Raw genomic sequence first — 12861 nt, forward strand, 5'->3', positions numbered from 1 at the left:
GCACGGTGTCACAGGGTCGCCTCCGTCCGCAGGGCGGACTGCGCCAGACGGCCGGGGGACGTCATGGCGAGGGTGTCCCGCAGGCGTCCGGCGTGGCGGCCTTCCCGTGCGCGTCCGTGACGGACAGGACCGCGGGGCGGCTGTCGTGCGGTGCCCGGAAGACGGCCTCGCTCCGCCGTACGCACCGGGTGTCCGCGCCCTTCGTGCCGCGTACGGTGCGCTCAGGTGCCGGGGTGGACCAGTGTGTGCTCGGTGCCGAGGGTCTTGGTGCCGGTGTCGGCGTACAGCGTGGTCTCCCCGTCGGACCAGCGCACGATCAGGTCGTCGCCGGAGCGGCCGTGGCGGAAGTCGCCGGCCGTCAGGACCTGGGCGTGCTTCCAGAGGCTGTTCGGGCCGAGTACCCGGGACTTGGTGCCGGGGCCCGCGGTGGAGGTGTCGGTGTACGTGTCGAGCGCGCCGTCGGTCCAGCGCACCAGCAGGTCCCCGCCGGCCGTGCCGCCGAAGTCGCCGCCGGTGAGCAGGCCGGCCCTGGTCCAGGTGCCGTTGGCCTCGACGAGCCGGGTGCCGGTGCCGAAGCCGCCGGTCGTGACCCCGGTGTAGAGGGTGAGCGCGCCGTCGGCCCAGCGGACCAGCAGGCCGGGGCCCTGGTCGGCGCCGAACGGTCCGGAGGCGAACTGGGCGGCGTTCTTCCACAGGGAGCCGGGTGCCGCCATCCGGATCTCCCGGCCGAGGCCGGAGGTGCCGGGCTGCGGGTAGAGGGTGGCCTCGCCGTCGGACCAGCGCACCAGCAGGCTCGACCGGTCGCCGCCGGCGAAGGCGCCGCCGGTGAGGGTCCGCGCGTGCGTCCAGGTGGAGTTGGCCTTCATCAGCCGCTTCTCGGCACCGAACCCGCCCCTGCCGTCGCCGGGGTGCAGGGTGACCGCGCCGTCGGACCAGACCACGAGCAGATCGCCGTGCCGGTCGCCGGTGTAGTCGCCGGAGGCCATGAGCGCCGCGTTGCGCCAGCGTCCCGCGCCGCCCGCGAGCGCGCCCTGCACACCCCGGTACGAGGGCAGGTCGGCGGGCGGGGCCTGGTCGGCGACGGCGTCGGCGAGGAGGTTCGCGGCGTCCGCGCCGAACGCGGTGGCGTAGCTGATGTAGTCGACGTTCGCGTCGTTGCCGCCGCCGTTGTAGCCGCCGAGGTTGCCGATGACGTGCCCGGTGCCGGCGTCGTCCTGGTAGTCGGTGATCCACGGGCTGCCGGAGACCCCGCCGTAGTAGCCGCCGCAGGTCATCGACAACTGCCGGTAGCCGGGCAGCTGTTTCGTCGGGACCGTGCACTTGACCGCGCGCCCCGCGCTGTTGTTCCGGTAGGAGGGGTAGCCGACGACGGTGACGCGGTGGCTGTAGCCGGAGGGCCGGGTGAAGGTCAGGCCGCCGCCCACCGCGTCCTGGAGGGACTTGCCCTGCTGGTTGGCCGAGACCCGGGTGAACGCGGTGTCCAGGTCGGAGGCCGCCTTCTTGGTGGTCGTCGAGCCCTGGTCGGGCACGTACCGGGGGTCGATGAAGACGCGCTGGATCGGGAAGATGCCGTACGGCTGCTGGTCGGGGCCGGCGCCCTTGACGAACTTCGGGACGAAGATGTAGTCGCCCTTCATGTTCAGCGCGCAGTGGGCGGCGGTGAGCACGATGTTCCGGGCCGGGGTGTCGATCACGCTGCCCGTGCAGTGCCAGGTGGTGCCGCTCGGCCCGTCGGAGCCGAAGAACGTCCCGACCAGCCGGGTCCCCTTGAACAGGGTGCCCTTCGGCCGGGCCGCCGCCGCGGCCGACGCCCCCGGCGGCGAGGGTGTGTGCCGGACCTCGTCCAGCGGGCGGGCCCCGGCCATGCGCTGCGCCGTCCAGAACCGGGCGGCCTGCCGGGCCTCCTGACCGGCGGTGGGCGCGGGCGGCGCGGGATCGGCCTGCGCTGCCGGCACCGCGAGTGCGGTCAGCGCTGCGCACAGCACGGCGACGCCCGTCCGGCGCCACCCGCTTCCGTGCGCGACACGCTGTCGTCCGTACGAGAACAGTCGTCCGTACGAGAACACTGATGCTCCCCCTGGTCATCGGCTGGAACCGGACCGGGGCGGTGCTGCGGCGCTGGTCGGAGGCGCACCGACGGCTGGTGCGCCCGCCCCGCCTCGTGCGGAGCCCCGGTCGTTGCCGGGTGATCTTCGCACGGATGAGCGAAGCGGGGCCACTTGGCCGAATGGCGTTACTGCCGGTACCCGCCGAGGAACCTGCCGATCCGGCCGATCGCCGCCTCCAGGTCGTCCGCGTGCGGCAGGGTGAGGATGCGGAAGTGGTCGGGGGAGGGCCAGTTGAAGCCGGTGCCCTGGACCACCTGGATCTTCTCGCGCAGCAGGAGGTCCAGGACGAACCTCTCGTCGTCGTGGATCCTGTGCACCTTGGGGTCGATGCGCGGGAACGCGTACAGCGCGCCCTTGGGCTTGACGCAGGACACACCGGGGATCTCGTTGAGCTTCTCCCAGGCCACGGTCCGCTGTTCGTGCAGCCGGCCGCCCGGCCGGGTGAGGTCGCTGATGGACTGGCGTCCGCCGAGCGCGGCCTGGATGGCGTACTGGGCGGGCGCGTTGGCGCACAGCCGCATGGAGGCCAGCATGGTCAGGCCCTCCAGGTAGTCCCTGGCGTGCTGCTTCGGGCCGGTGACCACCAGCCAGCCCGAGCGGAAGCCCGCCACCCGGTAGGTCTTGGACAGACCGCAGAAGGTGAGGACGACCAGGTCGGGGGCGAGGGCGGCGGCCGAGTGGTGGACCGCGTCGTCGTACAGGATCTGGTCGTAGATCTCGTCGGCGAGCACCATCAGACCGTGCCGGCGGGCCAGGTCGAGGATGCCCTCGACGACCTCCTTCGGGTAGACCGCGCCCGTCGGGTTGTTGGGGTTGATGATGACCAGGGCCTTGGTGCGGTCCGTGATCTTCGACGCCATGTCGGCCAGGTCCGGGTTCCAGTCGGCCTGTTCGTCGCACAGATAGTGGACGGCCTTGCCGCCGGCCAGGGTCGTCACGGCCGTCCAGAGCGGGAAGTCGGGGGCGGGGATGAGGATCTCGTCGCCGTCCTCGATCAGGGCCTGGACGGCCATGGAGACCAGCTCCGAGACGCCGTTGCCCAGGTAGACGTCGTTCACGTCGACTTCGAGGCCCAGGTTCTGGTACCGCTGGGCGACCGCGCGGCGGGCGGAGAGGACGCCACGGGAGTCCGTGTAGCCGTGCGCCTGCGGCAGCATCCGGATCATGTCCTGGAGGATCTCCTCCGGCGCCTCGAAGCCGAAGGCCGCGGGATTGCCGGTGTTCAGGCGCAGCACGCTGTGCCCCGCCTCCTCCAGCGCGTTGGCGTGTTCGATCACCGGGCCGCGGATCTCGTAGCACACCGCGCTGAGCTTGTTGGACTGCCGGAACTCCATGCGCCCCTCCGGGAACTCGTGTTACTTGGTTTTACCAAGTGAGAGCTTGGAAAGTCCAACAACGTGTCTAGACTGCGTCGCATGTCACCTCGCCGAAGCTACGACCAGTACTGCTCCGCGGCCCGCGCGCTCGACCTCGTCGGCGACCGCTGGACCCTGCTGATCGTCCGGGAGCTGCTCGCCGGCCCCCGCCGCTACACGGACCTGCACGCGGACCTGCCCGGGGTGAGCACGGACGTACTCGCCTCACGGCTGAAGGACATGGAACGGGACGGCCTCACGGCCAGGCGGCGGCTGCCCCCGCCGGGCGCCGCGTACGTGTACGAACTCACCGCGCGGGGGCGGCGGTTGCTGCCCGTCCTCCAGGCGTTGGGCCGCTGGGGTGAGGAGGAGCTGGGCGAGCGCGGACCCACCGACGCCGTGCGCGCACACTGGTTCGCCCTGCCGCTGCTGCGCGCCCTGGACGGCGTGGGCGTCGTCGAAGTAGCGCTGCGGGAAGGCGACTTCCACCTGCACGTCGGCGCGGAGGACGGGCCGGTGTACGGCGACGGGCCCGCGCCCGGCGTGCCGGACGCGCGGCTGGTGATGGACGCGCAGACCTGCGAGGCCCTCGCCCGGGGCGAGCTGGGCCTGCCGGACGCGGTACGGGCCGGGCGGGTGACGGTGACCGGGGACGGCGCGCTCGCCAAGGCCCTGCGCGAGGAGTGAGAAAGGTGAAGGCCCGCCGGGGCGGCGGGCCTTCACGCGGGGATCACCCGAGGACGCGTGCGGTACGGCTCACGTGCCCGGCGGCACCCGGGACGGCCGTCCCGACCCTCGGGTCAGCACATAGCCGCCGATGCCGGCGAGTGCGGCCAGCACACCGCCGATCGCGGTCCACACCCAGCGGTCGGACCACCAGCCGGAGGACCAGCCGCCGTCCGACCCGAAGCTGGACAGTACCGCCGCCTTCGAACCGTCCTTGTCCTGTCCGGACTTGACGGCGATCCCGGGCACCAGCGGCTTGCCCAGCGAGCCGTCCACCGCCGCCGCGCCGCCGATGTCCTTGGAGCTGACGCGCACCTCCGCGCCGACCGGCTGGCCGAGGTCGGAGGCGCCGAGGTCCACCACCGTGAGCCGGACGTAGTACGTGCCCGGCAGCGGGTCGTCGGCCCACGGCTCCGACCAGCCGCGCACCGTGCGCAGCACGCAGGCCAGCTGCACCGAGGCGGCGCCCTGCGCGGCGGTCCGGGTCGCGGCGCCGTACTGGCAGGACTGGCGGCGCCGCAGCCCGTCGTACACGTCGAGCTGCCAGGTCTGCGAGCCGTGCGTCACCGGAAGCTTCACCGTCGCCTCGACGGTGGGGCGCTGACCGGTGTCCGCGGGGAAGGACCAGTACAGGTAGTCGCCGGTGGAACCGGAGGCGGTGGCCCGCTGTCCCTGCTCGATCTCCGTCGCCGTACGGAACGAGGTGCCCGCCCGGGTGGACGCCGCGTCGTCCGAGGAGGCGCTCGGGGAGGGCGAGGAGCCGGCGGCGGCCGGCCCGGCGGCCAGCCCCAGCGCCAGCAGTGCGGTGCCCAGTACTCGTGTGATCCGCATCAGTTGGTCCTCCAGACCGCGACCCGCCAGCGCGACAGCCAGCCCCACAGCAGACCCGCCAGGAAGCCGATCAGCACCAGTGCGCCGAGCAGCCACCAGCCACGGCCGAGACCGAAGGAGGCCACGTCGTGGTGCCCCGACGGCCCGTCGACCACGTCGACGGTCAGCTCCAGCGGCAGACCCGGGGTGGTCTTGACCCCCGAGGCCGCCGAGAACGACTGGGTGACCTGGAGACACACGGTCTCCGCGGTCGCGGTGTCGTCGTCGCTCGCGGCCTTCGGATAGCGCAGACCGGTGGAGATGACGTCGGTGCGGCCGGTGCCCGCGGCCTCACCGCGCACGATCTCCCGTCCGTGCAGGGTCACCGCCCGCAGCAGCACCCCGTAGTCCGGGTCGACGGCCCGGTCGTCGGCGACACTCACCGAGGCGCGCAGCTCCCGGCCGGGCTCGACGTCCACCTTGTACCAGCGCTGCCGGCCGAACTCCTCGCGGTCGGTGTAGAGCCCGGACTTGAGCGTCGGCGCGCTCTCGCACCGGTCCGCGCCCTCGGTGGCCACCGGTGTCACCACCGGATCGGCCGCCCGGTCGACCAACTGGCCCACCCGGTCCGACAGTTCCTCCTTGTGCCGGACGTCGGTGTAGGTGCCGCCGGTCGCGTCCGCGATGCAGCTGAGCTGAGCGCGGGTCTTGGCGTCCGGCACCAGGCCGAGGGTGTCGATGGTCAGCCCGATGCCCTTGGCCGCTATCTCCCGGGCCACCTCGCACGGGTCGAGCGGCTGGCAGGTGTCCTCACCGTCACTGATCAGGACGATGCGACGGGTGCCGGAGCCGCCGTTCAGGTCGTCCGCCGCCTTCAGCAGGGCGGGGCCGATCGGCGTCCAGCCGGTCGGCGCCAGGGTGGCCACGGCCGTCTTCGCGTCGGTCCGGTCCAGCGGGCCGACCGGGTAGAGCTGCGCGGTGTCCTTGCAGCCCTCCTTGCGGTCGTTGCCGTGGTAGTTGGCGCCGAGCGTGCGGATGCCGAGCCGGACCTCCTCCGGGGTCGCGTCCAGCACCTCGTTGAACGCCTGCTTCGCCGCGGCCATCCGGGTGCCGCCGTCGATGTCACGGGTGCGCATGGAACCGCTGACGTCCAGCACCAGTTCGACCTTCGGAGCGGCCTGTTCCGTCTCGTCGGCGACCGCTCCGGCGGGGAAGGCGATCCCGGCCGTCAGGGCGGCGAGCAGAGCGCAGACGCCCGCCGCCAGCCGTTGTCTTCTGATCATCGCCGGATCCTATTGATCAGATACGTCGGACTCCAAAACGCAGGGTGACCATCCAGCCCCCGGCCCGGCCACACCGACGTCCGGTCCTCCGGCGCGGCACCGGCCCCGCCCGGCCCGGGACCTGACCCGGATTCAGCCGGTCACCGGGAACCGCGCCGCACAGGGACGGGGCAGCGTCGTCCAGACGTCCCCGCCGCGGCCGGGCGAGAGCCGCATCAGGGTCAACGCCTTCGCCGGCAGCGGGCCTTCGCACAGGGCCGCCAGATCGGGGGTGGGCGGCAGGCCGGGCAGGACGGCCTCCAGGGCGGCGGCCAGCGCCGGGCCGGAGCCCGCCGTACCGGCCAGCGCGCCCGCCACCAGGGAGCCGAACAGCTTGCGGCGCAGGGCGGTCGGATCGTCCGTGACCAGGCGGTCCGCGAGGGCGGGCGGGGTGAGACCGTGGCGGGCCAGGCGGGCGGGGCTGACCCGGATGTCGGCGAGATCGCGGTAGACCAGGCGCACCGGGGTGCCGTCGGCCGACAGGATCACCAGGAGGTTCTGGCCGTGTGCCTCCAGGGCCACCCCCAGCTCCAGCAGGCGCAGGCCCACGGTGAGCGTCAGCCGGGCCAACGCGGCCAGCCAGGACGGGGAGTCGGGCAGGGGCGTGGTGGCGAGGGCGGCCACCGGGAGAACGCGTTCCCCCGGAGCGGCGTACACCTGCGGCGACTCCCGCAGCACCGCGGCGAGGTCGGGGGAGTGGGCCGTGACCGCCCCCAGCGTGCGGGTGACGTGCAGCAGTCCGTCGGTCCGCGCCGCCAGCTCCTCGGCGAAGGCGGACAGCGGCGCCGCGGCCTGCACCGAGGAGACGGAGATGTCCCGCACCGACGAGGTCAGCCGGGCGCTGAGCGCGGTCTTCACATGCGGGCCGCCGGGCAGTGCCAGGGTGCGCAGGGACATCAGCGGCCGGGCCGGGCGCCAGGCGTCGTACGGCCGCCCCAGCACATGACCGGCCTGCCAGGGGTGCACCGGGACCAGCAGCCGCTCGCCCGAGCGCAGCTCGGCCGGCCAGTCGCCGGACAGCAGGCAGTCGGCCGCCGGTACCGCCACCGTGCCCAGGCCGACCACGGGCCCGTGCTCCGGGCCGTAGGCCAGCTGGTCCGCCGCCGAGAAACCGGGCCGGAAGCGGCAGTTCGGGTGGTACGGGTGCCCGTCGACCACCCGCTGCTCCCACTCCCAGTCCTCCCCCCGGCCTTCGGCCGGCCACTCCTTCGGGTGGTCCGCGCCCGCCCGGGACAGCGCCAGCGAGGCCGCGCTGCCGGCCAGTTCCGCCGCGAAGCCGGACGCGTGCGGCACCCCGAGCGCGGTCATCAGGCGTGCCGGATCGTCGTACCGCTCCCGGTCCAGCCGCACGGCGGTGACGTACGCGCTCGTGGCGTACGGGTCCGCGTGCGGGCCGTGCAGGGTCCGGCCGTCGGCCAGGCGCAGGGAGAGCCCGTCCGGCCCCGGCACCCGGCCGGTCAGCCACGGCAGCGGCTCATGGGCCAGTGCCCGCCACAGCCGGGTCAGCACGGCGGCGCGGGCGCCCGGCAGCTCTGCCGCGTACCGGGGCAGCAGGCCGGGCCGGACGGCGGCCAGCTCCTCGGCGATCTCGGCCTCGGCGGTGGGGGGACGGTACACGGCAGGGCTCCTCGGGTACGCGGGCACGGCACCATGGTCGGGGACTGCCGGGGACGACAGCCATACTGATCATCACCGGCCCCGGAGGCGCACCCATTGTGCGCGGGGATGACCGCGGGCCCTGGACGAGGGACGAATGGAACGCGTGGACCTCACACCCCCCACCGGCGAGGCCGGCCGCCGCGCCGACGCGTACGCGGCAGCGCCCCTGCTCAACTGCCTGCTCCGGGAGGTGGCCGAGCCGCTCCCGGACGCCTGCGCGGACCGCCGCGTCCACCGGCTGCCGGACGGACGGCTGCTGCGGGTGCGCGCCGGGCGGCGCCCCGCGGACCCCGAGCTGTACACGGCCGGGGCCTGGCGCCGGATCGGCCATCCGGAGCTGGTCAAGCTGGTCGCCGAGGAACTGCGCCGGCACACCGGGCTGCCCGGCGGCGACCTGCCCGCGGAGATGATCGACAGCCGCGACGCGGTCGCCGCCCTGCTCACCGCCCGGACACGGGCCACCCCTCCCGAGGACCTCTACCTGCGCTCCGAGCAGTCCCTGCTCATCGGCCATCCGTACCACCCGGCCCCCAAGGCGCGCGGCGGCGGACCGGTCGCGTCCTGGCTGCCGTACGCGCCCGAGGCCCACGCCCGCTTCCCGCTGACCTTGCTCGGCGTCCGCGAGGACCAGGTGGCCGAGGAGGGGGACACCGGCGCCCTGGACGCCCTCGGCGCGGCCCCGCCCGGCTACCGGCTGCTGCCCGCCCACCCCTGGCAGCTCGACCTGATCGCCCGCGACCTCGCCCCCGCGTTCGCCGACGGCCGGCTGCTGCGGCTCGGCACCACGGCCTTCGACACCTGGCCCACGGCCGCCGTCCGCACCGTGTACGAGCCCCGCCGCGATCTGTTCCTGAAGTTCAGCCTGGACGTCCGCATCACCAACGACGTGCGCCGGCTGTGGCGGCACGACCTGCAAAGACTGCGCCGTACCGACGACGCCGCCGGGCGCGCGTTCGCGGCGCTGGGGCCGCCCGCGGCCTGGCTGAGCGACCGCGGCTACCGCACCGCCGCCTTCGCCTTCGAGGAGCTGGCCGTCCTGGTCAGGGACGGGCTGCGCGGCCATCTGCTGCCGGGCGCCACCCCGCTGCTCGCGGCGGGTCTCGCGGAGGGCTTCGAGGACAGCCCGCTGGCCGCCGCCGTCGACCCGGCCGGCTGGTGGGAGGCCTATCTGCGGCAGGTCGTACCGCCCGCGCTGACCGCGTTCCACGACCACGGGGTGGTCCTGGAGGCCCATCTGCAGAACACCCTCGTCGCGGTGGACGCGGCCGGCACACCCGTGCAGGCCCTGTTCCGGGACGCCGAGGGCGCCAAACTGCTGCCGGACGTCACGCGGGCCGCCGGGTGGGAGCGGCTGGTGTACTGCCTGGTCGTCAACCACCTGAGCGAGATCGCCGGCGCCCTCGCCGAGCACCGGCCCGGATTCGACCCGTGGCCCGCCGTCCGCCTCGAACTCGCCCGGCACCGCCTGCCCGAGATCCCCGCCCTGCTCACCGCGCCGACCCTGCCCGGCAAGACCAACCTGCTGCTGCGCTGGACGGGGGCGGACGGCGCCGACGCCCGCTACCTGCCCCTGCCGAACCCGCTGGCGCGCCCGGCCACCGGCTCCTGACCCGCCCTCGGCATCGACCGGGGTCCGGGCCCGGGCCCGGACCCGGCCGGGTGACGGCCGTGCGCCGGGCGCGCTGTGCCGCGTCGCTCCGCCTCGCGGGGGTGCGGGGCGCGTCCGTCACCCCTCAGGCCGGACCGCGCCCACTGGGCTGTGCGCGCGTGACGAACCGCCGAGCGCCGGCCCTGCCTGCCGGGCGGGAGGCGGCCGGTCCGTACCGGCGGGGCTGGGGCCCGTCACCGGGGTGACCGGAACAGCGCGGAAATCGGCGCGGTAACGGGCGCGGAAGCCCTCCTCACGCCGATCGGTCCCGTGCTGAACGGTGGTCGCCGTAGTGGCGCGCGGCGCGGACGCGGTTGCCGCAGCGGTCCGAGCACCAGCGGCGGGCACCGTGGTTGCGGATGAAGAGACGGGTGCAGCCGGGCGCTCCGCACGTGGACAGACGCCCGCTCGGCGCGCCGGTCAGCAGCTCCACGCCGTCCTCGGCCAGCGCGGTGAGGGCCGCGCCGACGGGATCTCCGGCCGGGCGGCACACCGCCGCCACCGGGCCGGAGTCCTCCCAGCGGATCTCATGGACGGCGGGGGCCGCCGCGAGCGCGCCGTTGAGCGTGGACAGAGCAGCCGGGACGGGGGAGGCCCCGTCGAGATGTGCGTCGAGCAACTCCCTGAGGGAACGCCGCAGTGCGAGCAGCCGGTCCAGCTGCCGGGCGTCGAGAGGGACCCCGGGCGGGACCAGCCCCCGGTCGTTCAGCCAGGCGGTCGCACTCTCGGCGTCGCCCAGTCCGTCGTACGGGCCGCTGGGTCGGCGGAACTCGGTGTTGACCAGTGCCAGGGCGCCGTGGCGGTCCTCGCCGGGAGCCTGCAGCAGGGGCGTCGCGGTGGAGGATTCGGCAGTGTCCATGTCCTAACGCTAGCACTTGAGAGTTTCCGTGAGGCTGAGATAAGGTCAGCGATAACTAACGGTAGTTGCGAAGATTTTCCGTTAGGACGGCCGCCCCCGGCTTCCGGTGTCAACGATGGGGATCTCTATGGAAAAGACAGACAAAGGCCTCACTTTGCGGTTCGTCACGCTGGCCATCGGCATGTTCGCCATCGGCACGGACAGCTTCGTGGTCGCCGGCATCCTGCCGAGCGTGGCGAAGGACCTCGACGTCACCGTGCCCACCAGCGCGGAACTCATCACGGCCTATGCCCTGTCCTACGCCATCCTCTCGCCCGTCGTGGCGGCGGTGGCCGCCCGCGTGCCCCGCAGGGCGCTGCTGATCAGCGGCCTGCTGGTGTTCATCGCGGGCAACATCGGCACCGGGCTCGCCCCCGGGTTCGAGGCGGCGATGGGCTTCCGGGTGATGGCCGCGCTCGGCGGCGCCATGTTCACGCCGACCGCCGCCGGGGTCGTCGTCGCGCTCGCCGGGCCGGAGCGGCGGGGTACCGCCCTGTCCATCCTGTTCGGCGGACTGAGCGCGGCCACCGCACTCGGTTCCCCCATCGGCACCGCGATCAGCGGATTCACCGACTGGCGCGGCACCATGATGTTCGTCGCCGCGGTCGGTCTCCTGGCCGCGATCGCCATCTCCGTGGCCCTGCCCTCCGTGCCCAGCCCGCCGGCGGTGACGCTGAAGCAGCGTCTGTCGCCCGTCACCGATCCGCGGATCGCCCTGACGCTGCTGCTGGTCCTGGTCGGCTACAGCGGCCTGTTCATCCTGTACACGTACGTCAGCCAGATCTTCGCCCCGGCCACGGACGGCAGCGGCCGGACCCTGGCCTGGCTGCTGTTCGCCTGGGGCATCGCGGCCGTCGTGGGCAACATGACCTCGGGGCGCCTGACCGACAAGCTGGGCAACCGCGTCGTGATCAACACGGCCGGCGTCATCGCGGTCGTCGTGTTCGCCACCACCCCGTGGACCAGCCGGCACCTGGTGACCGCCTTCGTCGCCGTGATGCTGTGGGGCGCCTGCGGGTGGGCGATGCTCGTCCCGATCCAGCACCGGCTCGCCGGGGTGAACCCCGCGGTCGCGCAGATGTCCATCTCCCTGAGCTCCTCGGCGAACTACATCGGTGTCTCCCTCGCCCCGGTGATCGGCCGCTTCTTCCTAGCCCACGACGTGGACATGCGGTACCTGGGCATGCCGTCCGCCGCGATCGTCGTCGCGGGCCTGCTGATCGGTGAGACGGGTTACCTGCTGATCAGGCGGGGGCTGCGACAGGCGCAGGCGGACAGCGGTGACGCCCCGGCCGAGGGCCGGCCCGTCACGGCACGCTGACCGCGTGAACGCGCAGGGGCTTCGCAGGCACCGGACAGCGGTACCGTGCGAGGCCCCTGCGGGGAGCCGGAGGGCGGAAGGTCAGGCGATCCGGCCGCGCGGCTGCGGTTCCAGCACTCCCATCAGCCGGCTCACCTCGGCCGTGGCGGACTTGACGGCCAGTACGCAGCGGTCACGGGAGGCCGCCGGAAGGTGGACCGGCTTCAGCAGGACGAGCGAGCCCAGCACGGTGCCGTCCCACAGTACGGGCGCGGCGAAGGAGTCCCAGCCGCGTGCGCACTCCTGCAAGCCGATCGCGTACCCCTTGACCCGGATCTCCGCCAGGGAGGCGAGCAGTTGGTTCCGGTCCCGGTACACCCCCGGACCGACGGCCGGGGGCAACGGCTCGGCGAGCACCCGGTGCTGCAGGGTGTCGGAGAGGTGGGCGAGGATCGACCGGCCCGAGGCGCCGATCCGCAGCGAGCGGTTGACCCGCATGATCTCCCGGGGCGACATGCCCAGTTCGGTCAGGTCGTGTGGGCCCACCGCCATGTCGATGCAGTGCCGCTGCGGGTGGCCCAGGTTGGTCAGGCCGTACAGGAACACCATCCCGCCCTCGGCGGTCAGGCGCAGTTGTTCCAGGCAGTCGCTCAGCGCGTCATGGTCCAGCCGGGGCGTCAGTGCCTGGGTGCCCAGCCGCGCGGCGGCGGGGCCGAGCCGGTAGCGGCCCCGGGAGACCTGGACGAACGCGCCCTGCTGGATACCGGAACGAAGGATCCGGTACACGGTGGAGTCGTCCAGCGAGGAGGCTCGGGCCAGTTCCGCGAGCCCGTGCACCTCGCCGCCCAGCTGGGTGAAGGCGTGCTGCACGCGGAACACGCGCTCGGCGTGACTCGTCCCGGCGGTGTGCGATGTGTTGGCGGGTGGGTTGTTGTGCTTGTTCTGCCGCGACGCGGCGAAATGACTCCGGGTGACTCCGGACTGATGGACGGCACCAGGGCGCACGATATGACCTCTCGACACAGAAAATGGCGG

Annotated in this window: 10 protein-coding genes; 3 read left to right on the forward strand and 7 right to left on the reverse strand. The window is 73.6% G+C overall.

The annotated features are described in order from the left end of the window. Nucleotides 1–221 precede the first annotated feature (221 nt). Together AB0B40_RS29430 and AB0B40_RS29435 are read right to left on the reverse strand one after the other, a co-directional pair. Nucleotides 222–2066, reverse strand: coding sequence for a trypsin-like serine protease (locus AB0B40_RS29430; RefSeq protein WP_362266463.1), 1845 nt, complete (start codon nt 2064–2066; stop codon nt 222–224). 167 nt (nt 2067–2233) lie between these two features. Continuing rightward, nucleotides 2234–3442 carry a pyridoxal phosphate-dependent aminotransferase gene (locus tag AB0B40_RS29435; protein WP_345052601.1) on the reverse strand — a complete coding sequence of 403 codons (1209 nt, stop codon included), beginning with the start codon at nt 3440–3442 and terminating at the stop codon, nt 2234–2236. An 81-nt stretch (nt 3443–3523) separates the two neighbouring features. Between AB0B40_RS29435 and AB0B40_RS29440 the strand changes: the two genes are divergently transcribed. Then, entirely contained in the window at nt 3524–4150 is a 627-nt protein-coding gene (locus AB0B40_RS29440) for a winged helix-turn-helix transcriptional regulator (RefSeq protein WP_345052604.1), read from the forward strand. Nucleotides 4151–4219: 69 nt separating this feature from the next. Here AB0B40_RS29440 and AB0B40_RS29445 read toward each other — a convergent pair whose 3' ends face one another. The 3 genes from AB0B40_RS29445 to AB0B40_RS29455 form a co-directional block, all read right to left on the reverse strand. Next, nucleotides 4220–5020 carry a hypothetical protein gene (locus AB0B40_RS29445; RefSeq protein WP_362266465.1) on the reverse strand — a complete coding sequence of 267 codons (801 nt, stop codon included), beginning with the start codon at nt 5018–5020 and terminating at the stop codon, nt 4220–4222. Beyond that, nucleotides 5020–6282, reverse strand: a complete 1263-nt coding sequence (locus AB0B40_RS29450; protein WP_345052609.1) for a VWA domain-containing protein — start codon at nt 6280–6282, stop codon at nt 5020–5022. The genes AB0B40_RS29445 and AB0B40_RS29450 overlap by 1 nt, the downstream gene beginning before the upstream one ends. 132 nt (nt 6283–6414) lie before the next feature. Next, entirely contained in the window at nt 6415–7938 is a 1524-nt protein-coding gene (locus tag AB0B40_RS29455) for an IucA/IucC family protein (RefSeq protein WP_362266467.1), read from the reverse strand. Nucleotides 7939–8074: 136 nt separating this feature from the next. Here AB0B40_RS29455 and AB0B40_RS29460 point away from each other — a divergent pair, with 136 nt between their 5' ends. After that, complete coding sequence (locus AB0B40_RS29460; RefSeq protein ID WP_345052614.1) at nt 8075–9589, forward strand: IucA/IucC family protein; 1515 nt, start codon at nt 8075–8077, stop codon at nt 9587–9589. 292 nt (nt 9590–9881) lie between these two features. Here the strand turns inward: AB0B40_RS29460 and AB0B40_RS29465 are convergent, their stop codons facing one another. Then, on the reverse strand, nt 9882–10487 hold the full coding sequence (locus tag AB0B40_RS29465; protein WP_362266469.1) for an ABATE domain-containing protein: 606 nt from the start codon (nt 10485–10487) through the stop codon (nt 9882–9884). A gap of 127 nt (nt 10488–10614) precedes the next feature. Between AB0B40_RS29465 and AB0B40_RS29470 the strand changes: the two genes are divergently transcribed. Continuing rightward, nucleotides 10615–11847 (forward strand): MFS transporter, encoded by a 1233-nt coding sequence (locus AB0B40_RS29470; protein WP_345052618.1) that lies wholly within the window; start codon nt 10615–10617, stop codon nt 11845–11847. Nucleotides 11848–11928: 81 nt separating this feature from the next. On the opposite strand, the gene AB0B40_RS29475 is transcribed toward AB0B40_RS29470, so the two are convergent. Next, entirely contained in the window at nt 11929–12705 is a 777-nt protein-coding gene (locus tag AB0B40_RS29475) for an IclR family transcriptional regulator C-terminal domain-containing protein (protein ID WP_345052620.1), read from the reverse strand. Nucleotides 12706–12861: the final 156 nt, after the last annotated feature.

The organism is Streptomyces sp. NPDC042638, from assembly GCF_040647235.1.
GTDB lineage: Bacteria > Actinomycetota > Actinomycetes > Streptomycetales > Streptomycetaceae > Streptomyces > Streptomyces rameus.